At 55.8% G+C, this 22,921-nt stretch carries 17 protein-coding genes and 1 pseudogene; 8 read left to right on the forward strand and 10 right to left on the reverse strand.

Annotation, left to right across the window (positions count from 1 at the left end):
* Window positions 1-90 precede the first annotated feature (90 nt).
* Window positions 91-1,563 carry a trypsin-like peptidase domain-containing protein gene (locus VSQ30_RS02350; protein WP_334461715.1) on the reverse strand — a complete coding sequence of 491 codons (1,473 nt, stop codon included), beginning with the start codon at window positions 1,561-1,563 and terminating at the stop codon, window positions 91-93.
* 339 nt (window positions 1,564-1,902) lie between these two features.
* On the opposite strand from VSQ30_RS02350, the gene VSQ30_RS02355 reads away from it, so the two are divergent.
* The 5 genes from VSQ30_RS02355 (at window position 1,903) to VSQ30_RS02375 (ending at window position 8,866) form a co-directional block, all read left to right on the forward strand.
* Window positions 1,903-3,600, forward strand: coding sequence for a phospho-sugar mutase (locus VSQ30_RS02355; RefSeq protein ID WP_334461717.1), 1,698 nt, complete (start codon window positions 1,903-1,905; stop codon window positions 3,598-3,600).
* 353 nt (window positions 3,601-3,953) lie between these two features.
* On the forward strand, window positions 3,954-4,517 hold the full coding sequence (folE, locus tag VSQ30_RS02360) for a GTP cyclohydrolase I FolE (RefSeq protein WP_160641759.1): 564 nt from the start codon (window positions 3,954-3,956) through the stop codon (window positions 4,515-4,517).
* A gap of 13 nt (window positions 4,518-4,530) precedes the next feature.
* A complete protein-coding gene (locus VSQ30_RS02365) occupies window positions 4,531-4,911 on the forward strand; it encodes a nuclear transport factor 2-like protein (protein ID WP_334461720.1) in 381 nt (126 codons plus the stop codon).
* Window positions 4,908-5,738, forward strand: a complete 831-nt coding sequence (gene folP / locus VSQ30_RS02370; RefSeq protein WP_160641761.1) for a dihydropteroate synthase — start codon at window positions 4,908-4,910, stop codon at window positions 5,736-5,738. Before VSQ30_RS02365 ends, folP begins: the two co-directional genes overlap by 4 nt.
* Before the next feature lie 272 nt (window positions 5,739-6,010).
* Entirely contained in the window at window positions 6,011-8,866 is a 2,856-nt protein-coding gene (locus VSQ30_RS02375) for a M18 family aminopeptidase (RefSeq protein WP_334461722.1), read from the forward strand.
* Window positions 8,867-9,272: 406 nt separating this feature from the next.
* On the opposite strand, the gene folK is transcribed toward VSQ30_RS02375, so the two are convergent.
* From folK to VSQ30_RS02415, 8 genes are all read right to left on the reverse strand, one after another.
* Window positions 9,273-9,755, reverse strand: a complete 483-nt coding sequence (gene folK, locus VSQ30_RS02380; protein ID WP_334461724.1) for a 2-amino-4-hydroxy-6-hydroxymethyldihydropteridine diphosphokinase — start codon at window positions 9,753-9,755, stop codon at window positions 9,273-9,275.
* Window positions 9,752-10,123, reverse strand: a complete 372-nt coding sequence (gene folB / locus VSQ30_RS02385) for a dihydroneopterin aldolase (RefSeq protein WP_334461725.1) — start codon at window positions 10,121-10,123, stop codon at window positions 9,752-9,754. Before folB ends, folK begins: the two co-directional genes overlap by 4 nt.
* Window positions 10,116-11,762, reverse strand: a complete 1,647-nt coding sequence (locus tag VSQ30_RS02390) for a DUF4091 domain-containing protein (protein WP_334461726.1) — start codon at window positions 11,760-11,762, stop codon at window positions 10,116-10,118. The genes folB and VSQ30_RS02390 overlap by 8 nt, the downstream gene beginning before the upstream one ends.
* Before the next feature lie 27 nt (window positions 11,763-11,789).
* Window positions 11,790-12,683 carry a radical SAM protein gene (locus VSQ30_RS02395; protein ID WP_334461728.1) on the reverse strand — a complete coding sequence of 298 codons (894 nt, stop codon included), beginning with the start codon at window positions 12,681-12,683 and terminating at the stop codon, window positions 11,790-11,792.
* Between the two features lie 142 nt (window positions 12,684-12,825).
* Window positions 12,826-14,511, reverse strand: a complete 1,686-nt coding sequence (gene pgeF, locus VSQ30_RS02400) for a peptidoglycan editing factor PgeF (RefSeq protein WP_334461730.1) — start codon at window positions 14,509-14,511, stop codon at window positions 12,826-12,828.
* Between the two features lie 42 nt (window positions 14,512-14,553).
* The gene (gene typA, locus VSQ30_RS02405) at window positions 14,554-16,389 is read right to left on the reverse strand and encodes a translational GTPase TypA (protein ID WP_502876173.1); all 1,836 of its coding nucleotides are present in this window, start codon (window positions 16,387-16,389) and stop codon (window positions 14,554-14,556) included.
* 375 nt (window positions 16,390-16,764) lie between these two features.
* The gene (locus VSQ30_RS02410; protein WP_334461731.1) at window positions 16,765-18,093 is read right to left on the reverse strand and encodes an MATE family efflux transporter; all 1,329 of its coding nucleotides are present in this window, start codon (window positions 18,091-18,093) and stop codon (window positions 16,765-16,767) included.
* Between the two features lie 8 nt (window positions 18,094-18,101).
* Window positions 18,102-18,536, reverse strand: a complete 435-nt coding sequence (locus VSQ30_RS02415) for a MarR family winged helix-turn-helix transcriptional regulator (protein ID WP_334461732.1) — start codon at window positions 18,534-18,536, stop codon at window positions 18,102-18,104.
* Window positions 18,537-18,584: 48 nt separating this feature from the next.
* Between VSQ30_RS02415 and VSQ30_RS02420 the strand changes: the two genes are divergently transcribed.
* Window positions 18,585-18,968 (forward strand): hypothetical protein, encoded by a 384-nt coding sequence (locus VSQ30_RS02420; protein WP_334461733.1) that lies wholly within the window; start codon window positions 18,585-18,587, stop codon window positions 18,966-18,968.
* Between the two features lie 643 nt (window positions 18,969-19,611).
* On the opposite strand, the pseudogene VSQ30_RS02425 reads toward VSQ30_RS02420, so the two are convergent.
* Window positions 19,612-20,578: pseudogene (locus VSQ30_RS02425) on the reverse strand (IS5 family transposase).
* A gap of 636 nt (window positions 20,579-21,214) precedes the next feature.
* Here VSQ30_RS02425 and VSQ30_RS02430 point away from each other — a divergent pair.
* Both VSQ30_RS02430 and VSQ30_RS02435 read left to right on the forward strand, forming a co-directional pair.
* Window positions 21,215-22,456 (forward strand): hypothetical protein, encoded by a 1,242-nt coding sequence (locus VSQ30_RS02430; RefSeq protein WP_334461734.1) that lies wholly within the window; start codon window positions 21,215-21,217, stop codon window positions 22,454-22,456.
* On the forward strand, window positions 22,446-22,823 hold the full coding sequence (locus VSQ30_RS02435; protein WP_334461735.1) for a hypothetical protein: 378 nt from the start codon (window positions 22,446-22,448) through the stop codon (window positions 22,821-22,823). Before VSQ30_RS02430 ends, VSQ30_RS02435 begins: the two co-directional genes overlap by 11 nt.
* Window positions 22,824-22,921 lie beyond the last annotated feature (98 nt).

A 22,921-nucleotide genomic window follows, 5' to 3' on the forward strand; every position in this document is an offset into this window, starting at 1 on the left:
GGCAGGAGAGCCATAGCAAAACGCCCCATGCATCTCTGCATGGGGCGTCCTGCTTGAAAAAGGAGATTTATGAAAAAGAAACTTGTACGCTTAATTTTCCTGGCGCTTGGCGGACACGCCGGAGTTTTCTGACAAAACCAGCTCAATCTGCAGCCCGGACTCCCCCGTCATAGCCCTGTCCACTGTCAGGGTCACCGTTTCCCCGGGCTTCTTGGTGGCCAGGAAAGCAGAAACCGTAGTGCCGGAGGTAATCTGGGTGTCGTCAATGGCAGTAATCACGTCCCCCTGCTGCAAGCCGGACTTGCTGGCGTTTTCCGTAAGGAGTTCGTATACATGGCAGCCGGGAGTCAGGCCGTACCACATGGCGTTCATCTTGTCTATATAGCGGACAGAAATGCCCAAAGCCGCCCTGTCCTTCACATAACCATATTCAATCAGGTCGGACACAATAGGCTGCACTGTGTCGGAAGGAATGGCAAACCCAAGCCCTTCATAGCCTGTCGCCACAATCTTAGAGGAATTGATACCCACCACATGGCCCATCATGTCCACCAGCGCGCCGCCGGAGTTGCCGGGGTTGATAGCCGCGTCGGTCTGGATGCAGTTCAGGGTAAAGCCTGTGTCGCCGTTTGTAATCTGCCGGTTCAAAGCGGACACATAGCCCATGGTCACGCTGGAATTAAACTGGATGCCTCCGGGGTTGCCGATAGCCATCACTGTGTCCGTCACCTGCAAGTCCTCGGAAGAGCCAAACTCCGCCGGGGTCAGCTCCTGATCCGCCTCAATCTTCAGCACAGCCAGGTCGGTCTGGGTGTCCTCGCCGATAAGTTCTGCCTCATAAGACATGCCGTCATGGGTAACCACCTTGATTTTGGTAGCCCCGTCTATCACATGCTGGTTTGTGACAATGTACCCATCTTTGGAGAAGATAATGCCAGAGCCTTCCCCGGCGGGGGAAACCTCCCCGCCCTCGGCAGGGGCATACTCAATGCCGCCGAACATAATGCTCTGCTGGCTTATCTGGTAGTTCTGCACGCACACCACAGAGGGGATCAGCTTCTGGGCCACCTTCTGGGAGGTCATTTCCCCTGCTGTGGCAGTTGGGGTGGTGTTTTTGCCCGCGCCCTCCAGCTTATATAAGGTAAAAGCCGCTGTAGACTCCGCCCCCTCCGGGCTTTGCACCGCCACCACCCCGTTTTGGATCAGGGCCGCGAAAACGCCTACAGAGCCAAGGGAAACCACCGCGCAGCACAGCACTGCCGCTAAAAGCTTCAGGCCGAATTTCCCGCCCCGCTTTTTCTCTTTAGGGGGCTTGGGGGGCTGCCCGCCTCCCTGATAAAAGCCGCCGGGCTGCTGGGCTGTCCCCCAGGTATACTGGGCGGGCCGGGGCTGCTGGGAAGGCTGGGAGTAATACCCCTGGCCCCCTGTCTGGGCTGTATAGGGATAGCTGCCTGTGCCATAGCCGGCAGCGGGCGGGGAAGCGCCCTGGCCCTTTTCCTGCCCTGCCTCAGAGGCGGCTTCCGAAAGATTGTTTTTATTTTGATCGTCATAAGGGGAATACATAAACCAATGCTCCTTTCAAAGAATTGTATTATGGACGCTGTTTGCAGATGCATGTTTTTGGCTTTCCTCTTGCTGTGGTTCTATTATCCCCCGCCTTTGTGAAAATCATGTGACGGCGGGCAGACACTTTCCTGAACATTTCCCCGCTTCCGGCAGAACCATGCCTCTTTTGCAGGGAAAAGGCCTGGCAGGCCAAAGCGCGCGCCTGGTTTTTTTCCAACAAGCCCTGTATTTCGAGTTGACAAGCAATACAAAAAATGGTAATCTTAATAGTAGAAACTTTAGCAGATTGCCCTGCGCATCCGGGCGGCTGCAAAGGCAAGAAAGGGACGAGAAAACATGTCTGAATATGAGAGATGGCTCCAGCAGGAGCTGGACGACAAAGACCTTGCGGAAGAGCTTTTGTCCGTGAAGGATAAGCCCGAGGAAATCAACGACCGGTTCTACCGGGATCTGGAGTTCGGCACAGGGGGCCTGCGGGGCGTTTTAGGCGCGGGCACCAACCGCATGAACGTGTACACTGTGCGCAAGGCCACCCAGGGCATGGCAAATTACCTTTTAAAGCACGCTGACGGCAAGCCCCAAAGCGTGGCCATCGCCCACGACAGCCGCAACAAAGGCGTGGCTTTTGCCCAGCAGTCCGCGGCAGTGCTGGCGGCAAACGGCATTAAGGCATATCTCTATCCCCAGCTTATGCCCACCCCCGCCCTTTCCTATGCGGTGCGGCACTTGAAGTGCGACGCGGGCATCTGCGTCACCGCCAGCCATAACCCCGCCAAGTATAACGGCTACAAGGCATATGGCTCTGACGGCTGCCAGGTCACAGCAGACATGGCAGACGGCATTATGAATGAAATCAATTCCCTGGACATCTTCGCAGGCGTAAAGAAGATGGATTTCCAGGAGGGCCTTAATAAGGGCCTCATCGAGTATATCGGCGAGGAGACAGTGGAAGCCTTTATCAACGACGTGTATAAGGAAAGCCTTATCGGGGACGCCAGCAACCTGAAGCTGGTTTACACCCCCTTAAACGGCTCGGGCAAAATGTGCGTCACCCGCATCCTGGACAAAATCGGCGTAAAGGATATCACCATTGTGCCCGAGCAAAGCGAGCCTGACGGCAACTTCCCCACCTGCCCCTATCCCAACCCCGAAATCCGGGAAGCCCTGCAAAAGGGCCTGGAGCTGTGCGAAAAGGTGCAGCCCGACCTGCTCCTGGCCACAGACCCGGACTGCGACCGGGTAGGCATTGCCGTAAACCAGAAAGGCCAGTATGTGCTGATGACGGGCAACGAAGTGGGCATTATGCTTTTAGACTTCATCGCCCGGGTAAAGAAGGAGCAGGGGAAGCTTCCCGCCCATCCTGTGGCTGTCACCACCATCGTCAGCACCGACATGGTAGACCCCATCGCCAAAGAGTACGGCATAGAGCTGCGCCGGTGCCTCACAGGCTTTAAGTATATCGGCGACATCATTGCCGAGCTGGAGGAGAAGGAAGGCAATGCCGACAGCTACCTCTTAGGCTTTGAGGAAAGCTATGGCTACCTGTCCGGCGGCTATGTCCGGGATAAGGACGCCGTAGACGGCAGCATGCTCATCTGCGAAATGGCCTCCTATTATAAGGGCAAGGGCATGACCCTGGTAGACGCCATGAACGCCCTGTATGAAAAATACGGTTATTATAAGAACGACCTGATGAACTTCGGCTTTGAGGGCGAGGACGGCATGAAGACCATGAACGGCATTATGGACCGCCTGCGCAGCGCGCCCCCCGCCGAAATCGCCGGCACAAAGGTTGCGGGCCGCAGCGATTACCAGGCCTCCCAGTCCTATGGGGACAAGGAAGGCGCCATCGACCTGCCCAAGTCCAACGTCCTGGAATACCGCCTGGAGGACGGCTGCAAGCTGATTGTGCGCCCCTCCGGCACCGAGCCGAAAATCAAGATTTACCTTTCCGGCAAGGGCGCAACCCGCGAGGGCAGCGAGGCAGTCATCCAGAAGATGAAGGACGCAGTGCCCGGCCTTCTGGGGATTTAGAAGCCGTACCAATAGGGCCACTCCTATCGGTACAACTTCTTAGAACCAAACACAATTTTATAGCAATTCTGGGAAACGGCATGGCGTGGGGCTGTGCCGTTTCCCCCTTATCTGCCCATCTCCACACCCCGAGAATGTCTAAAACGCAAAGTTTAATAAAGAAAATCAAAATACAGGAAATTAGTTTTAGGATCAAACCCTTTTCTCAAAAGGGTTTGCGGGGTGTGGGGTGGAACCCCACGACCTTACACTGTCGGCATAAACTCTTTGCAATGGATTACTCCCCACGCCCCGCCTTGACCTGGAGAGTGGTTTGCTCTATAATAAAAGAAGATAGAAAAGGGGGCGTGCCAATGGACAGGGAACGGATCGAACGGGCTGTGCGGGAAATCCTGGAGGCAGTGGGGGAAGACCCCCAGCGGGAAGGCCTGCGGGAAACTCCCGCCAGGGTGGCCCGGATGTACGAGGAGATTTTCTCCGGCCTGGGGGCGGATCCCGCGGCGCATTTGAAGCTGTTCCACGAAGGCGGGCGGCATGGGGAGCTGGTGCTGGTGCAGGACATCCCCCTGTATTCCGTATGCGAGCACCACCTGCTGCCCTTTATCGGGCGGGCGGACATCGCCTATATCCCCAAGGACGGGAAGATTATCGGCCTTTCCAAATTCGCCCGGATAGTGGACTGCTTTGCCCGCAGGCCCCAGGTGCAGGAGCGGCTCACCGGGCAGATAGCCGATTTCCTCTATGCGCATATGGAGCCGCTGGGGGTGGCAGTGTTCATCCGGGCCGAGCACTTATGCATGACCATGCGGGGCGCCCGGGCCGCCGGGGCCATGACCCAGACCTCCGCCCTTAGGGGCTGTATGCGGTCAGACGCCAAAACCCGGGCCGAAGTCATGTCTCTGCTGGGCGGGAAGTAAAAGGAGGGCTGGCATGGAAATGCGCGGCTTTGACATAGAAAGATACTGGCAGGACATTGCCAGCCAGGACAGGAAGGCCCTTGCCGCCTGGTTCTGGGAAAGCGCCCGGATCAACTGGCACTGCACAAACGAAAGCTTTTCCGTACAGGAGTTTTTGCAGGCCAACTGCGAATATCCCGGGGAGTGGGTATGCCAGGTAGAGCGCGCGGAGGAGCTGGGGGACACGCTGGTAACAGCCACCCGCGTGTATGCCCGGGACAAATCCCTTTCCTTCCACGCGGTGTCTTTTTTTAAAATGCAAAATGGAAAAATCCTCCAACTGGATGAATACTGGGGGGATGACGGCCCGCCGCCCCTTTGGCGGCAGGAAATGCGGATTGGGAGGGGCTTATGACAGGTGTTTTCACAGCCCGGGGCCACAGCTTCCCCCTCACCCGGCCCTATATTATGGGCATCCTCAATATAACCCCCGATTCCTTCTCCGACGGCGGGCGCTATCTTGACCCTGCCGCCGCCCTAACCCGGGCCATGGAAATGGAGGCGGAGGGGGCGGACGTGCTGGATATTGGGGGCCAGTCCACCCGGCCGGGATACACCCCCATCTCCCAGGAGGAGGAGTGGGAGCGGCTGGAAGCGGTGCTGCCCGCCATTCTGGAAAAAACCCATGTGCCCCTGTCCATCGACACCTTTTATCCCTGGGTGGCAAAAAAGGCCCTGGCCCTGGGGGCGCATATCATTAACGATGTTTCCGGCTTCCCGGAGGAAATGCTCCGGGCTGTGGCAGATTCCGGCTGCGGCTGCGTGGTCATGTGCCCCACAGGCGGCGTGCCGGACATCCTCGCCCATGTAAAGGGCTTTTTCCTGGAACGCCTCAGGGCGGCAGAGCGCCTGGGCGTCCCGAAAGAGCGCCTGTGCTTTGACCCCGGCGTTGGCTTTGGGAAAACCTATGAGGAAAACCTCAGCCTCATCGCCCAGGTGGGCAAAACCCGCGTCCCTGGGGCGGCCTGCCTGATGGCGGCCTCCCGCAAGCGGGTGACAGGCCAGCCCTGCGGCAGCCCGCCCTTTGAAAAGCGCCTGCCCGCAACCCTGGCGGCACACACCGCCGCCCTTTTAGGGGGCGCGGATTTCATCCGGGTACACGACGTGGCCCCCTCCCTCCAGGCGGCGCAGATGGCGGCGGCCTTGCGGGGCGCTTGGGAGGGGCGGGAACTGGAGCGGTAAAACCCTGTGCGCCCGGAAGCGGGAACCGCATAAAATTTTCACCAGCCCCATCAGCCCCGCCCCGGCAAATGTGCGCGGGCAGGAAATTTTCCGCCGCTTTTCTGGTAACAAATGGGTTACAGAACGCCGTTTTTTACCCAAAACCCCCTCTGTTTTACCACTTTTAACAGTTTGTTCACAATTTATTTTTGTAGAAAATAGATAAAGAAAGGAGCGGTACAAGATAAAAATTTAGAGTTTTTATCGCATCCTGTATCGCATGGTAATTCGCTATGAAAACCTATATCCCTGAACTTTTCAGCTTTATCGGCAAAAGCCCCACCTCCGCCCACGCCGTGCAGGCTGCCCGGGCCATGCTGGAGGAAGCAGGGTTCGCAGAGCTGCGGGAATCCCAGCCCTGGGCCTTGTCCCCCGGCGGGAAGTATTACGTCACCAGGGGGCTTACCTCCCTGCTGGCCTTCCGGTATCCCGGCAGGGGCTTTCGGGGCTTTTCCATTGCCGCCTCCCACAGCGATTCCCCCTGCTTCCGGGTGAAAGCCGCCCCGGAAATGGAGGTGGAAGGCCGCTATACCAAGCTGAACACCGAGGTTTACGGCGTCACCACCCTGCACCTGTGGGCCGACAGGACCCTCTCTGTGGCGGGGCGGCTGACAGTGCGCACAGAAGGCGGGGTGAAAACCGTCCTGACCGATATTCCCCGGGCGCTGCTGCTGATTCCCAGCCTGGCCATCCACCTGAACCGGGAGGTGAATAAGGGCCAGAAGCTGGATGCCCAGAAGGACACTCTGCCCCTTTTAGGAGGCAGGGAGGCAGATGTGCTGGCCCTGGCGGCGGAAGCGGCAGGGGTGCAGAAAGAGGATATCCTGTCCCATGATCTGTATCTGTACAACCGGGCCGGCGGGACTGTTTTTGGGGCAGGGGGAGAGTTTATCTGCGCCCCCCGGCTGGACGATTTAGAGTGCGCCTTCTCCTCCCTGCAGGGCTTTTTGCAGGCGGAAAACGGGGAAAACTGCCTGGTGTGCGCCATTTTCGACAACGAGGAGACAGGCAGCCAGACCCGCCAGGGGGCAGACTCTGACCTGCTTTCCGGGCTTATCAGCCGCATCTGCCTGGCGGCGGGAAAAACGGAGGAGGAAAAGCTTCTAGCCCTGTCCTCCAGCTTTATGGTTTCCGCAGACAACGCCCACGCCGTGCACCCTGGCAGCCCGGAGAAGTCCGACCCCACCAACCGGTGCTATTTAAACGGCGGCGTGGTGGTAAAGCATGGGGTGCGCTATGCCACAGATCCTGTTTCCGCCGGGGTGTTTAAAAAGCTGTGCGTGGACGCGCAGGTGCCTGTGCAGGAATATTACAACCACTCCTCCATCCCTGCCGGAGGAACCCTGGGGAACATTTCCGGCTCCCACATATCTGTGCCCACAGTGGACATAGGCCTGGCGCAGCTTGCCATGCATTCCCCCTGTGAGACAGCAGGGGCAGAGGATCTGGCCCACATGGTGAAGGCTATGGAGGTGTTTTTCAGCAGCGCCATTATCTGCGGAGGGGACGGCCTGTACACCCTGCGGCCTGCGGAGGAAGCACCGGCAGAGCCAGAGGAAGAGGCTGTAAAAGAGCCTGAAAAGGCTTCCGCGCCGGAGGAGGGCAGAGGCCCAGGCGAGCCTGCCCTTAAAACAGGCGAGCCTGGGCGGGATGCCGAGAAAGCGGAGGAAAGCGCGGGTTCGCCTTCTGCAAGGCAAGGCTCTCCTGCGCCCAGCGCCCGCGTACAGGAGGAAAAGAAGATGGACATAAAGCCGGTGGTACACAAGAAAATCGAGAACAAGCCCGGATGGCAGAATGAAACCGTGTTTTACCAGATTTACCCCATGGGCTTCTGCGGCGCGCCCTATGAGAACGACGGCAAACCGGTGAGCCGCATTGGTAAGGTGAAGGACTGGGTGCCCCATTTGCAGAAGCTGAACGTGGGGGCGGTGTATTTCTCCCCGGTGTTTGAATCGGACTCCCATGGCTATGACACCCGGGATTACCGGAAAATCGACTGCCGCCTGGGCACAAACGAGGATTTCAAAGAGGTGTGCCAGGCCCTCCATGAAGCGGGCATCCGGGTGGTGCTGGACGGGGTGTTCAACCACGTGGGCCGGGGCTTCTGGGCCTTCCAGGACGTGCTGAAAAACCGGGAGCGTTCCCCTTATAAAGACTGGTTCCACATCAATTTTGGCGGGAACTCTGGCTATAACGACGGCCTGTGGTATGAGGGCTGGGAAGGGCACTTTGAACTGGTGAAGCTGAACCTGCAGAACCCCCAGGTGGTGGAGCACCTGCTGTCCTGCGTGGGGGGCTGGATGGAGGAATTTGGCATTGACGGCCTGCGGCTGGACGTGGCCTATATGGTGGACCAGAACTTCATGCGCAGGCTCCATGGATACTGCCGGGAAAGGCGGCCCGATTTCTTCCTGCTGGGGGAGATGATCCACGGGGACTACCGGCGGATTATGAACCCGGAGATGCTGGACAGCGTGACAAATTACGAGTGCTATAAGGGCCTTTACTCTGCCTTCAACTCCCTGAATATGTTTGAGATTGCCCATTCCCTGAACCGGCAGTTTGGCCCTGAGGGCTGGACGCTCTACAAGGGGGAGCACCTGGTGTGCTTTGCGGATAACCACGATGTGAGCCGTATTCACAGCATTTTGACGGACAAAAACCAGATTAAGCCCCTGTACGCCGCTTTGTACGGGATGCCGGGCATCCCCTGCCTGTATTATGGCAGCGAGTGGGGCGCGGAAGGGGACAAAAAGGACGGGGATCCTGCCCTGCGGCCCTGCTTCGACGCCCCGGTGGAAAATGACCTGACGGAATTTTTATCCAAGCTGGGCAGAGTGAAGGCGGAAAGCCCTGCTTTGTGCTATGGGGATTTTAAGAACGAGACGCTTCTCAACAAGCAGTGGGTCATCCGGCGCTCCTGCCAGGAGGAGACAGTGCTGGTGGCCGTCAATGCCGAGGGCAGCGGATTCAATGTGAACTGCGGCTATCATGGCCCGGCTGTGGAGCTGCTGAGCGGGGAGAAGCGGGACTTAAACGGCTGCATTGAGCTGCCGCCTTACGGGGTGAAAATCTACCGGCTGGGCTAACGGCCTGACTGCCCTCCCTGCCTGCTTATAGCGAACGCAGTTCAAAGAAGCAGCAGCTTTTTTGAACTGCTGTTTTCGCGCCTGTAAAAGAAAAGGAACGCCAGCTTTTTAAGGGCTGGCGTTCCACAGCTTGTCGAAAAAGTCTGCCTCCGGGCAGACTTTTTCAAATAAATGCAGTAAAACAGGATAGGGTGGTAAGCAAGATGTTAGAACGAGGGAAAATGTGCGGGGGCATAGAAATGGTGGACACGGAAAGCCTGGTGCCGTCCGGACATCTATTGCGGCAGGTGGATGCGTCAGATGGAAAGATAGACGGTATTTCCGCCGTTTCTATCTTCCTGTTTTGGGTCCTGTTTGGAACTTCCCCAGACAGGACCCTTTTCGACGGGCTGGAGCCATATGGCCCCTATTTATATAGCCGCACCCCGGTTTTGTCCACCGCTTGGTACGCTTCGGAAAAATCGAATTGAAAAGGCGGGGCAATGCGCCCGGGGAACAAATCGGACAGGGGCGCCAGCACGAAGGCCCGCTCCAGCATCCGGGGGTGGGGCAGGGTGAGGCGCTCTGTGTCCTTCCGGCAGCCCTCAAACAGCAGCAAATCAATGTCCACAGTGCGGGCGCCATGGTATTCTGTGCGCACCCGGCCGAGCCTGTTCTCAATGGCAAGGCACTGCTCTAAAAGCTCTTCCGGGGAAAGCCTTGTCTCCGCCAGCACGCAGCAGTTGAGATAGTCCGGCTGCTCTGACGCCACGTCAAAGGGAGCCGTCTCATAAAGGTTTGACATGGCAAGAAGCCGCGTGCGGGGCAGCTTTTCCAGTTCTTCCACAGCCATTGCCAGGTTTTCCTCCCGGTTCCCCAGGTTGCCGCCCAGGCCCAGTACGGTTTTCATGGATTTTCCTCCCTCTTTTGGGTGATTTCCACTGCCGCATAGTCAAATACGGCGTTCATGGGGGCCTCCGGCTTTTTAAGCCGGAGGGTGATTTCCTCCACCTGGGGGAAGCCTGCGAACACCGCGTCGCACACAGCCTGGGCCGCCCGCTCTATCAGGTTGTATTTCGTTTCGGTGAAGGCCCGCTGTACGGTTTTGCGCACAGCGGCATAGTTTACCGTATCTTCCAGGCTGTCGCTTTTCCGGGCTTGGGAGAGGTCGGCAAAAAGGGTGATGTCCAGCACAAAAAGCTGCCCGTCCCGCTTTTCCTCCGGGTTCACCCCATGATAGGCAAAAATCTCCAGGCCCCTAAGGATTACCTTATCCATCTGCCTGCTCCTTTTCCGCCATGTGCTTGGCAATTTCCCCGTTCACCGTCTCCCGCCAGGCCAGAAGGCTTCCGGGGGATCGGGGATAGGTGGAGAAGGTCATGCCGCTAAAGCCGGGAAGGGCCTGCACGGCCTCCGGGCCTCGGAGGGATTCCAGCAGCTCTAAGGCCCGCATATCCTGGAGGGCGTGGTGGAACACCTTCATCCGCAGGGATTTAATGGGGCCGTCGGGGCCGGGATACACAGAGAAGGGGTCGCCCCCGGGGAAGGCCCGGCCTGCGTCTGTTACAGTATAAGGATCTATCCGGCTGCGGGAGTTCTGGCTGTTCCAGAAGTTCAAGCCCCAGTGGAGGAATCCCGCGATTTTGAATTTATAAAGCTGCCAGCCTAAAATGCGGTTCCGGTAGGAAGGCATAGCCAGGAAGCGGTTCGCCACGTCTACGTTCTGGGAACAGCAGGTGTAGGCCCACAGCCCCGGCGCCTCCCGCTGGAGGAAGCCCTCTATGTGATTGGTGGCGGCAATGGGGTTGCTGACCAAACCTTTGTCAAAGAAGGCTGTGTCGGAAAGTGCGTCATACAGAGGGAAGCCGTCCAAGTAAGGCAGAACCGATTCCCGGGCCTTTTTGTAAGCCTCCAGGTCTTTTTCCTCCGGTTCGTCGGAGATGTGGAAAACCACCTTGCCCTCTAAGCCTGTCCGGCGGAAATATCCTGTGAGGGCAGGAAGGAACTGGGCAAGGAATTCCCGGTAGGCCGGGGAGGATGCCGGGGTATCCCAGCCGAACAGCCGGAGGGTGGACCCGTTTTCCACCACATAAATGGCGGGGGCAAAGCCCGCGCCCCACTGGGTGAACAGGTGGGAAACCTCAAAGTATTCCATGCCTGCCTCCTGGGCCACACGGATGAAACGGCCCAGATTGGAAAAATCAAAGGTATAGGTATTTTTCGTTTTCCGGATGTTTGCAAGCTGGGTGCGGGGCCGCTCGGCCCCCACCTCTGTGTCCAGGGCAGGGGTGAGCACAGGGGTGAGCACCATGTTCATGCCCTCCTCTGCCGCGGCCCGCAGATAGCGGCCAAGCAAAGACCAGTATTCCTCGCTATATACAGGCACCCCGTACCACTGGGCCAGGCAGTCCCCATGAAGCCATTGGGTATAGATCAGCTTTTGCTTGGGCAGGGAAGCCCCTATAACCTCCAGGGTAAAGGTACACTGGGCGCTTTCCCCCTCGCCTTCTGCCAGCAGGGTGACAGGGTATTCCCCTGGGGAGCAGTCCTCCGGCACCAGGATGTCCACCCACACCACAGTTTGGGTGAAGCCGTTTGCCTCCAGCGCCCCGGAAAGAGGGAACAGGGGATCCGGGAACAGGCCGGGCTTTACGGAAAGGTAATCGCTGTCGTGGCGGGCGGGATAGGCAGGCAGCTCGCAGGGGACATTCCCCACCCGGTAGAGCCGGATATGCTCCTTTAAAGGGGAATCCACCTGGACGCGCAGGGGTTTTGTGCCCCAGCCGTCCCATTTGATGGCAGCCTGCCAGGCAAAGCTTTCCCCTCTGAGGCTGCTCCCCCTGCCATACTCCGTGCGGAAATCCTCCGCGTCCGGGAAGATTTTTTCCAGGGCCGATCTGCTATGGATGTGTATCACGCCAAAACGCCTCCTTTTGGATTTTCGTTATAGAAGGGCTGGGCCTTCTGTTTCAAACTGGTGGAAGTCCGGGATGTATGCTTCCCCCTTGGCGCTTCGGGACTGCACAAAGCCTGGAAGATCCAGGCTGAACAGGAAATCCTGCACCTTTTGCAGCTCCCGGCGGGTGATGGGCCGGGAAAGCTCCGGGCAGCCGGGCACGGGGCGCTGGGGGGTGTACTGGGCCATGAGGCTTACAGGGATGCCGGGGAAGTTTTCCTTGATAAGCTTTAATGCTTCCAGGGAATTTTTTGTGTGGCCCGGCAGAATCAGGTGGCGGATGAGCACGCCCTTCTGCATGATGCCTTTTTCGTCGCAGACAGGGGCGCCTGCCTGCTCCACCATCTCTTTGATGGCGGCAAGGGCGGCCTGCGGATAATCCTCTGCACGGGAAAGAACCTTGGCAAGGGCGCTTTCCGCATATTTGAAATCTGGCAGGTAGATATCCACTAAGCCGGAAAGGCTGCGCAGGGTTTCCACCCGCTCATAGCCGGAGGAGTTGTAAACCACAGGCACCGGGGGCTTGTACAGCATGAGGGCCTCCCGGATTTGCGGGACAAAGTGGGTGGGGGTTACCAGGTTTATGTTGTGCGCCCCCTGCTCCACAAGGGCCTGCATGATACCGCAAAGCGCCTTTGGGCTTATTTCCCTGCCAGGATTTTCCAGGCGGCTTATCTCCCCGTTCTGGCAATAAGCGCAGCCCAAAGGGCATCCTGTGAAGAAGATGGCGCCGGAACCCCTTTCCCCGCTGAGAGGCGGCTCTTCCCAGTGGTGCAGGGCTGCCCGGGCAATGCGCATGGCGCTGCCGCTTTTGCAGCGGCCCGTTTGCCTGCCGCGATCTACCCCGCAGGCCCGGGGGCACAGGGTGCAGCCTGTTTCCATAGGTTTCCTCCCTTTTCTCCGCTGGATGCCGGCGGCAGGGCGCCCCGGCCAAGGGGAGCGGCGCTCCCCTTTTGCGCGGCCTGAAAGGCCGCGCCCGCCTCCCCAAAGGGAGGCGGGGCCGGCCCTGCCCCTTGCTCCCAGCTTATTGCAGAGCCAGCATGGCGCAGTTTGATCCCCTGTGCCCCCGGGTGCGGCGGTGGGAGAAGATGAGGTCGCTTTCGCACATGGTACAGATGCCGCCTACGGTGATGTTTTCCTCCCGCACCCCTGCCTGCAGCAGGAACTGGCGGTTGCATTCCCACAAGTCCACATGGTATTTTACGTCTGCCTCTGTGGGCAGGGAGACAAACTTCTCCGCATTCTCCAGCTTGAGAAATTCCGCTGCCACTGGTTCGTCCACCTCAAAGCAGGCCTTGCAGATAGATGGGCCGATGGCGGTTATCAGCTTCCGGGGATCCGTGCCAAAGGCCGCCTGCATCCGCTCCGCCATTACCTTTGCCATGCCTGCCGCCGTACCCCGCCACCCGGCGTGGGCCAGGCCGATGGCATGGTGCTCCGGATCCACAAAATAGAGGGGCACGCAGTCTGCTGTGTAAATCACCAGGGTAACCCCAGGCACGTCTGTACACAGGCCGTCTATGCTTTCCATATCCTTTTCCCGCCAGATGCCGATGCCCCGCTCGGGAAGCCCCACCTGCCGGATGTTCACATGGTGATCCTGCGCCCCGGCAACGAGTGACTCGGCCTCAAACCCGGCGGCGCGGCAGAAAATCCGGAAATTTTCCGCTACGTTTTCATTCGGGTCGCCCCGGTTGGTGCCCAGGTTCATAGAGGCAAACTCCCCCTTGCTCACCCCGCCCACCCGGGTGGAAAAACAGTGGTTTACCATAGGAAGGCTGTCAAAGGCGGGGAAGCGCAGAAGGCCCACGCCCTCCGGCATTTCCAGCCGCATATTGCCCAAAAGGCCGGGGACAGCCTTTCTAGGCTCCTGTATCTCTGGCAGGGGAAATGTTTTCTTATTCACAGATAAACCCTCATATTTCTGTTTGATAATCAGCCTGCCCCCAAAGGGATGCCCGCAGCTTTTGCAGGCAAACTCCGCCCGGAAGCTTTTGTTTTTCAGGTTCCAGCGGGTAACCCGCTTTGCCTCCCCGCCGCATTTGGGGCAGGAAAAGCGCAGGTGCCCGGCCTCAATCAGCGGGCTGCCCAGGTCGCAGACATAGCTGGTTTTAAAGGTCATGCGCCGGTAGAACTCCCGGTCGCATATGTCCACAAAAGGCGCTATGGCTTTTTCGTCATACACCTGCTTTAAAATTTCCAGGGTCATCAGGCTGTCGTCCTTTGCCCTGTGGTGCTCCATGCCGCTTACATCCAGCTCTAAAAGCTCTGCCGCCCTGGAAAGCCCCACCTGGGTGCTGGCGCCCCAGCCCATTTGCACCTGCGCATACCGCTGCAGATCCACATAGCGGGACAAAAAGGGCACTTCCTCCCTGCCGCTGAAATAGCGGCAGTTTTCAATGAGGGTGAGGATGTCCGAGGTGCCCCAGGTCATCAGCACGCAGTCTCCAGCCCAGCGCTTAAAGCGGGCCGCTGCCTGCATGAAGGAAAGGCCCTCCTTCAGGTTTTCGTCTGTGATGCTGGTGAGGCTGGAAATGGTGCTGCTGATGTGTTTGCCCACCTGGGGCTTCACAAAGCAGGAAAACACAGACCGGGCCTTTAGATCCGGCCCGCATTTCACAGCGCCAAACTCGATAATTTCGTTGATATACCCCCGGAGCCTGCGGCTGTAGGCCGCGTTCCACTCCAGATCCAATATGACGGTATCCACAGGGCTTCCACCTCCTTTCCCGCAAAACCTGCCGGCCGGATCTCACCCCTTGCTCTTGCTGGCCTTCTTCATCCGCAGCTCCTTGGAGAGGATGGTTTTGCGCATCCGGATGCTCTGGGGGGTCACTTCCACCAGCTCGTCGGGGGCAATAAACTCCAGGCACTGCTCCAGGCTTAAAACCGAATGGGGCGTCAGCTTCAGGGCCTCGTCTGCCCCAGAGGAACGGGTGTTGGTGGCGTGCTTTTTCTTGCACACGTTTACCACAATGTCCTCGTTTTTGGGGTTTGCCCCCACTACCATGCCCTCGTATACCTCTACCCCCGGGCCGATAAAGAGCCTGCCCCTGTCCTGGGCATAGAACAGGCCGTAGGCTGTGGAAGCCCCTGTCTCATGGGCAATGATGGATCCCTGCTGCCGCTGCTGGATGTCCCCTTTATAAGGCTCATAGCCGTCAAAAACATGGTTCATAATGCCATTGCCATTGGTGTCGGTTAAAAATTCCGAGCGGTAGCCCATAAGGCCCCGGGCAGGGATTTTAAACTCCATGTGGGTGGAGCCGGTTTCCCGGGAACCCATGTTGAGCAGCTCTGCCTTGCGGGCGCCGATTTTCTCCATCACCGCCCCCACATAGTTGTCCGGCACCTCGATCATCAAAAGCTCCATTGGCTCCAGGCGCTTGCCGTCCTTTTCCTTATATATTACGCTGGGGGGCGATACCTGGAACTCGTACCCCTGGCGGCGCATCTGTTCGATAAGGATGGACAGGTGCAGCTCCCCCCGCCCGGACACCTTGAAGGTGTCTGTGGAATCTGTCTCCTCCACCTTCATGGCCACATTTGTCTCCACTTCTTTAAAAAGCCTGTCCCGCAGGTTCCGGGAGGTGACATATTTGCCTTCCCGCCCGGCAAAGGGGGAATTGTTGGCCATGAACATCATGGACACAGTAGGCTCGTCGATTTTCACAAAGGGCAGAGGCTCCACATGCTCGGTATCGCAGGCGGTCTGGCCGATGTTCAGATCCGCAATACCGGACACAGCGATAATGTCCCCCAGCCCTGCCGCTTCCGCCTCCACCCGCTTTAAGCCCTCGAACTGGTAGAGCTTTGTCACCCGGGCGTTTTTCCGGGTTTCTTCCCCGCCGCCGCAGATGGTGACAGTCTGGCCCACCCGCAGGGAGCCTCGTTCCACCCGGCCTATGCCAATGCGGCCTACGTAGTCATCATAGTCGATGTTGGAAAACAGCACCTGGGTGGGACCGTCCAAATCTCCCCTGGGCGCGGGCACTTCATTGATAATCATCTCAAACAGGGGGGTCATGTCTGTGCCGGGCGCTGAAGGATCCAGGCTGGCATAGCCGTCCCGGGCAGAGGCGTATACTACGGGGAAATCAAGCTGGTCGTCATTGGCCCCCAGCTCGATGAACAGATCCAGCACCTCGTCCACTACCTGGGCGGGCCGGGCGCCAGGGCGGTCTACCTTGTTCAAAACCACCACAGGCTTTTTCCCCAAAGCCAGCGCCTTTTTCAGCACAAAGCGGGTTTGGGGCATACAGCCCTCAAAGGCGTCCACCAAAAGCAGCACGCCGTCCACCATCAGCAGCACCCGCTCCACCTCCCCGCCGAAGTCCGCGTGGCCGGGGGTGTCTACAATATTGATTTTAACATCGTTATACAGCACTGCCGTGTTTTTGCTGAGAATGGTGATGCCCCGCTCCCGCTCCAGGTCGCCGGAGTCCATCACCCGCTCTGCCACCGCTTCATTTTGCCGGAAAATACCGCTTTGCCGCAGAAGCTGATCCACCAGGGTGGTTTTGCCATGGTCTACATGGGCGATAATCGCCACGTTCCGCAGATTTTCTCTCTCGCTGATGCTTCCCATTTTAATTCCTTCACATTCCTTTCCTTGTCTCTCAATTATTATGTGTACAGCTTGCGCTGGTATCGGCCTTAAAACCTGGCAACTATTATAGCAAATTTGCGTCCCGCCGTCAAATAGATATAGAGAACCGGAAAGGCTCTTTTTGTGAGGCCCTGCCTGCCTATGCACAAAGCAAAATCCCCGGCAGAACCGGGGATGGGTTTTCGTGCAATTTTTAGGGCTTGTTGGAAAATAGAGGAAATGACGAATTTGGGGTCAGAAGTGGTCAGATTCCAGGAAAAACCGCAGGCCAACCTGCCGGTTGACGAGGGTTTTTGACGCAGAAGCCGCCCGTTTGGGGCAAAAAGACGGTGTTTGCAATTTTTCAAACAAGCCCTAGTAATGGAACTTTTTCCGCTTCCCCAGAAGGAACGCCCCAGTGGTGAGGGCCGCCATAACCTCAGCCGCCACAATGGACAGCCAGACGCCGTCTATGCCCCAAATCAGGGGGAGCGCCAGCACAGCGCCCACCTGGAACACCAATGTGCGCAGGAAGGAGATAAGGGCGGAGGTCAGGCCGTCGTTGAGGGCTGTGAAAAAAGCGGAGCCGAAAATGGCCAGCCCGGAAAAAAGGAAGGAGAAGGAATAGACGGCAAAGGCATGTACAGTCATTTGGAAAAGGCCGGGATCATAGCTGACGAAAACGGCGGAAAAAGGCCGGGCCAGGGCTTCCGCCAGGGCCAGCATGACAGCGGAAGCCGTGAGGGTGATTGCCAGGCTCTTGCGGTACAGGCTGCGCAGCTCTGTATGGCTGCCTGCCCCATAGTGGAATCCCACCACAGGGGCCACGCCTGTAGAATAGCCTATAAATATAGCTGAAAACACGAAGCTCACATACATCAGCACGCCGTAGGCCGCTATGCCGTCTTCCCCGGCATAGCGGATAAGCTGGGCATTGTAGAGCATACTGACAATGGACATGGAAATATTGCTCATCAGCTCGGAAGATCCGTTGGCGCAGGCCTTTAAAAGGACCTTGCCGTCAAACCCTGTCCCGCACAGCCGCAGGAGGCTTTTGTTTTTCCGCCCAAAGTAGAACAAAGGCACAATGCCGCCCACCAACTGGCTTACCGCCGTGGCCGCTGCCGCGCCTGCCAGCCCCCAGGGGAATATGGCGGTAAAAAGCGAGTCCAGCACCATGTTGGTGCAGCCTGCCGCCACGGTGACAGCCAGCCCCAGGCCGGGCTTTGCGGCTGTGATAAAGAAGCTTTGAAACTCATATTGCAGCATCAGGGCAGGCAGGGCCAGCAGGGTAATCCTGCCATACAGCACGCAGTCCTCCAGCATGGATCCTTCCGCGCCCAGCCAGGCCGCCACAGGCCGGACAAGCACAAACCCCAGCGCCCCTATTGCCACGCCGGCCCCCGCGCCCGCGTATATGAAAAGGGAAAACATCTGCCGCGCCTTCCCCTCGTCCCCCTCTCCCAGGGTTTTGGCGATGAGGGCGCTGCCTCCTGTGCCGAACATAAAGCCCACAGCCCCCAGGATCATCAGGAAGGGCATGATGAAGTTCACTGCCGCAAAAGGCGTTTTCCCTACAAAGTTGGACACGAAAAACCCGTCTACCACCCCGTATATAGAGGTGAACACCATCATCACCACAGAGGGCAGGGTAAACCGGAATAATTTTTTAAAATCGAAATGGTCTGAAAGCTGAATTTGCATATTTCCTCCTATTTCAGAGCCTGTATCTCTTCCCGCAGCATGGCAAGATACCGCCGGGTCAGCCGGAGATAGGTTTCCCGCTCCTCCGGCGTCCAGGAGGCGAATATCCCGTTCTCTATTTCCATAATCCGCAGGGCTGTTTTTTCTGCCAGCCCCCTGCCCTTCTCTGTCAGGCATACCCGCTTTTTCCGGCCTTCTGCCTCCAGGTATACCACATCCTCCCCCTCCAGCTTGCGCAGAGCGGAGTTTACTGTCTGCTTGGGCAGGCCGGACAATGCCACAATGTCCCCTAAGGGGCAGGCCCCCTCAAAAAGGCAGATGGTGTATAAAATAATCATGGCGCTGTCGGAAAGGCCCAGCTTTAAAGTGGCCTCGTGGTAGGCCGCGTCGATTTCTGTAGCCAGCAGGTTAAAGCGCCTTACCTGCTCCCGCATCCCGTCCATAGATTCCTGGCCTCCTTTGCAAAATCCGGCGTCCTGGATTCTCTGAGTATGAAATCGTACTATGCCAGTATAGTACGATTTCATACTAAAGTCAAGGGCTTTTTCCTAGGGCCTGTTCACATAAGCGCTTGCAAGCGTCTTTTTGGCGGTTTTTTGCCATCTTCTTTGCCAAAAATTCTTGAGGTACGCAAAGTACATCTGCGAATTTTTGACTTGATTCTGCCAAAAACCTGCTCAAAAATCCACATGCTCATCTTATGTGAACACGCCCTGAAAACCGCATCTGTTTCTGCGGCTTTGGGGAATGGGCAAGCCCTAATCTTCCCATCCAAAAAAAAGGATAACGCGCAAAATCCGGCAAATACTAAGACGGAAAAAGCCGACAGGGCGGCGGGCATTTTGGAATGGGAAGCGCCGCCCTGCCAGGCCTGATAAATTTGCGCGAAAGGGAGCTATTGATATGAAAGCAACTGGCATTGTTAGAAGGATAGACGCTTGTGTTATAATAGGACAAAACCCGAAAACCCGCATGAATACTGGGGTTGCGCTGATTTTGTCCGAATTGGGAATGCCTAGATACATGGGGTTTGACATCGAATCCAAAAGGTGAAGAAGGAAGGGGATAATTGGCGACAAGTAAAAAATTACTCAGTAGGCTGTTTGACAATTTTTTGTCGAACGGCCTTTGCTTATTTTTCACAATAGAATATGACCGTGTAAATTGAAAACCTTTTCAAGAATTAGGATTATAAAACCGAAAGGGCAAGAATCTAATTTTTTGAAAGAGTAGGCTAGCAGCCTGAGTAGGTTTACAATCATTTTGGAAGGAATGGAAAGGGATAAAATTGAAGAAAGAGGAAACCTGTTTATGAGACTGCGGTTATCTTCAAAGCAGAAAAAGAAGAGTCAATTATGTACAACAAACTATGAATTTCTTCATAAACACAAGCTCTGAGAATAGAAAAAATCACCTTTTTCAGATGCATAAGGCACACCACACAAAACCCAATAGGACCCATCAAGGGCGGCCAGAGGTAGAAGCAATGCAGCGGAAGATGTCGCAAGGCACACTGAATCAAACCGCCAGGCAGGGCCTGTCAGCCAGAATCAGGTTTGCCAGTGCAAACACCATATTCAATTTTGCAGTCTGCTTCAACAGACCTCGGTACCGGGTTTTTCGGTACCGGAATCTGTTTTTGACTACGGCGAAAACGTGCTCTACTTTTGCTCTGACAGATGATTTTTCGTGCTCACGGCGCTTTATCTGTGCTTTGGAACGGGTGGGAGAATTTTTGGATTGAGAGGGCCGACGATTGATTTTATACCGAATTTTCTTGCCATTTTTGTTTCGTAGTACCGCATTTTTTCGCTTCTCCGCGCCAAGATACCCGCTGTCCCCATAGACGGCAGTTTCTTCGCCGGTAAGCAGTTCCGCCATCATGGTCACGTCATGGACGTTTGCGGCGGTGGCCTTCAGGGTGTGTACCAGCCCGGTGTCCTTGTCCACGCCGATGTGCGCCTTATAACCGAAGTAATAATTCTTCCCCTTTTTCGTGGAATGCGCCTCCGGATCCCGCTTCTTCTCTGCGTTTTTGGTGCTTGACGGCGCGGAAATGATGGTAGAATCCACAATCGTCCCCTTCTTCAGAATCAGCCCGCGTTCTTCCAGCATTTCCACAACCTGGTTGAAAAGTTTTTCCTGCAGGCCGTTTCGGGTCAGCAGATTCCGGAACCGCCCCAGCGTGTCCCCATCCGGCACCTGATTGCTGAAATCCACCCCGCAAAAATTAGAAGCCGCGCGGCTGTCGATTGCTTCTGCTACGGTTCCTTCATCCGACAAACTATACAGGTTCTGCAGCACATACGGACGCAGCATCAGCTCGATCCCATAGGGCTTGTTCCCGCGCTCTCCTTTGTAGTAGCACGGTCTGATTTCTTCCACACATTTATCCCACGGAATCAGCCGATCCATCTGCTGTAAAAATTCTTTTTTTCTTCGTCCGCGCCTGTGACAGTTCGTCCATCAGGCCTGAAAGGCTCAGTTGTTTGTTCATGTGCTTATTTTATTCCTTCTATTATTCCGCTGCAAGTTTTTTGTGCGGTGGGCCATAATTCAAAAATCGCAAAATAAATACATGTTTAAAGCTGATTCTAAATGTTATACGGCTAGAAAAAATGAATACAAAGTCATCTCTTCGTCTGCATATTTCTACAAAAATCGACATTCTCTTCTGTGGACATTGACAGTAAAAGGAATAAGCGCTATAATGAATCATAAAAAAAAACATGGGTTTTGGCACTGCTTCCAAAATCACAGTAAAAAAATTATTATATTAGGGGGCGAAAAGTATCCAAAAAAATCTCTTCAAAGACGAAGAGGACAATTATTCTGAAAGGAGACGATTTATATGCGAGGAAAAGTCAGACAAATAACTGATATGCGTATTTAACCATTTAATCTTTTTTGCATAGAGTTTGCTTTTGCTTTTTGTATGCTCTTTTGTACCTTGAAATGAGCTTATCTTGATAATGGGAAATGATATAACACGACTATCTGAATGAAGGTCTGATGGAGAGGGAATCTCTGTTAGGCTTTTTTTCGTGGCTGGAAATAGGATACTTTTGTTGAACGCCTGCAAATAAAGAATTTAACCGCCAATAATAGGGAGAAATTTCACATGAAATGTCTGCAAAAATACCAATGGGTCAAGCTGCCCAGGAAAGACCTACCCGATGCCAAAGGCATCATGGGTGCGTGGATGAAACTGGCCAGCCGTGCGGCGTTTCGCAAAGGACTCTCCTCTTATTGTGGCTATAAGAACCCCGTTGAGCCCGGTATGTGGGCCGGAGGAATTGTAGGGCTGAAGAGTATCCTGGGCGTTAAGAGCCGATCCAAGGCTCTGGGGACGCTGGAAAAGCTCTCTACACTCGGATATCTGGAATATGACTTAGATAAAGAAACGAAAAAACTGACCTATCAAATCACCGATTGGGTGGTAAAATGCTCTGGCGCGGCCTGCACGAAAGGCGCAGTCTACACCACAGATGGCTACGGCTTCCTGTGCCTACCCCGGAGCATTACAGAACGATTGGCACAGCAGCACTACAAATTTGAAGAAGCGGACGCCTGGCTGGACTTATGGTGTCACACAGTATGGGAGGACCCGGACAACGGGTTCTCTTTTTTTGCGCCTGTTATCCAGTATGGCAAGTACGGGGCAAATTTAACCTTGGAAACCCTGGGGCAACGCTGGGGCTGGGAAAAGACAAAGGTATGGAGATTTCTGAAGAAGCATGGGGATGCCTTCGCTCTGTACCGCCTGCCCGGCTCTTACGGATGTCTCATTTTTAATAAGCTGTACCCAACAGGTGCAGAGGTTTCACTGCCGGCTCAGGAGGACGTCGTGCGTATTTTTAAGGAAATACGTTTTCTGGGAGCAAATACGCTCAAGGGAAACGTGGGAAAAACCCGGTTCGGGAAATTAGTGGCGTGGTTCAGCCGAAAAATAAGCCGCGTTGCACTTTTGACCCCCATAATACGCGCGTATATTTCTCCTCCTAAGAGTTGGAAGAATGGTATTGATGACTGCAAGGGTAGATGCTATAGCTCTACCCCGATTGACCTTACGCAGATTGGAAAGGAGCTCTTTGACTATGAAGAACCAGGACGAAAATTTGACATACAGCAAGGAAGAAGCAAATATGGCCGAAAAATCCCAGGCATTCATCGACATTTTGACAAAGAGAGGGATTTTGGCCAACCAAAGTATTACCAACGAGAGAATCCGGGCGATCAGGCAGCAGAAGGACCGCAACAGCTATCACAACACCATGCAGCTCCTTCAGAACTACCGCACACTGGTCTGGGTGATGGAATGTTTCCCGGAGACGGTGGCGGAGGAACTAGATGTGCCGTTTGAGGACGTGGACGTTCTGCTGGAGCAGATGGACCTTCAACTGGCCATGGGGAACCGGAAACTGGAAAGCAGGATGGAAGGGACGAAAAAATCCCGGTTGCTGCTGGACCGGGTAAATGAAGCCCTCACGGTCCTGCGCCAAAAGCCTGGGAATGGGGCCGTGCTCTACAAACTGATCTATCTTACCTACATAGGCCCGGATATGCTGACTCACAAGGAGCTGCTTTACCGGCTCTCGCTGTCATCCCGGCAGTATTACCGTTATCGTGAGCAGGCCATTACGATTCTTTCCCTTCGATTGTGGTCAGCCCCTGCTACAGACGTTGATTTCTGGCTTGATATGCTGACTTTTTTAGAAAGTATTCAGTGAAAACATTTTGCCTATAATGGGATGATATTTTGCCGACCCCAAGTGGTTGACACGAAAATGGAAATATGGTAAGATGATATCGTACCAAATTGGGGGTA

Origin of the sequence: Acutalibacter sp. JLR.KK004 (genome assembly GCF_036941085.1) — a bacterium.
In the GTDB taxonomy this organism is placed as follows: Bacteria; Bacillota; Clostridia; order Oscillospirales; family Acutalibacteraceae; genus Acutalibacter.

Excerpts from the sequence above, each read along its gene's own strand:
- folB (WP_334461725.1), bottom strand. The coding sequence starts at position 10,123 with ATGGATAAGGTAATCCTTAGGGGCCTGGAGATTTTTGCCTATCATGGG.
- folE (WP_160641759.1), top strand. The coding sequence starts at position 3,954 with ATGGACAGGGAACGGATCGAACGGGCTGTGCGGGAAATCCTGGAGGCA.
- folP (WP_160641761.1), top strand. The coding sequence starts at position 4,908 with ATGACAGGTGTTTTCACAGCCCGGGGCCACAGCTTCCCCCTCACCCGG.
- VSQ30_RS02365 (WP_334461720.1), top strand. The coding sequence starts at position 4,531 with ATGGAAATGCGCGGCTTTGACATAGAAAGATACTGGCAGGACATTGCC.
- VSQ30_RS02420 (WP_334461733.1), top strand. The coding sequence starts at position 18,585 with ATGAAATCGTACTATGCCAGTATAGTACGATTTCATACTAAAGTCAAG.
- VSQ30_RS02415 (WP_334461732.1), bottom strand. The coding sequence starts at position 18,536 with ATGGACGGGATGCGGGAGCAGGTAAGGCGCTTTAACCTGCTGGCTACA.
- VSQ30_RS02375 (WP_334461722.1), top strand. The coding sequence starts at position 6,011 with ATGAAAACCTATATCCCTGAACTTTTCAGCTTTATCGGCAAAAGCCCC.
- VSQ30_RS02410 (WP_334461731.1), bottom strand. The coding sequence starts at position 18,093 with ATGCAAATTCAGCTTTCAGACCATTTCGATTTTAAAAAATTATTCCGG.
- typA (WP_502876173.1), bottom strand. The coding sequence starts at position 16,389 with ATGGGAAGCATCAGCGAGAGAGAAAATCTGCGGAACGTGGCGATTATC.
- VSQ30_RS02430 (WP_334461734.1), top strand. The coding sequence starts at position 21,215 with ATGAAATGTCTGCAAAAATACCAATGGGTCAAGCTGCCCAGGAAAGAC.
- folK (WP_334461724.1), bottom strand. The coding sequence starts at position 9,755 with ATGAAAACCGTACTGGGCCTGGGCGGCAACCTGGGGAACCGGGAGGAA.
- VSQ30_RS02395 (WP_334461728.1), bottom strand. The coding sequence starts at position 12,683 with ATGGAAACAGGCTGCACCCTGTGCCCCCGGGCCTGCGGGGTAGATCGC.
- VSQ30_RS02350 (WP_334461715.1), bottom strand. The coding sequence starts at position 1,563 with ATGTATTCCCCTTATGACGATCAAAATAAAAACAATCTTTCGGAAGCC.
- VSQ30_RS02355 (WP_334461717.1), top strand. The coding sequence starts at position 1,903 with ATGTCTGAATATGAGAGATGGCTCCAGCAGGAGCTGGACGACAAAGAC.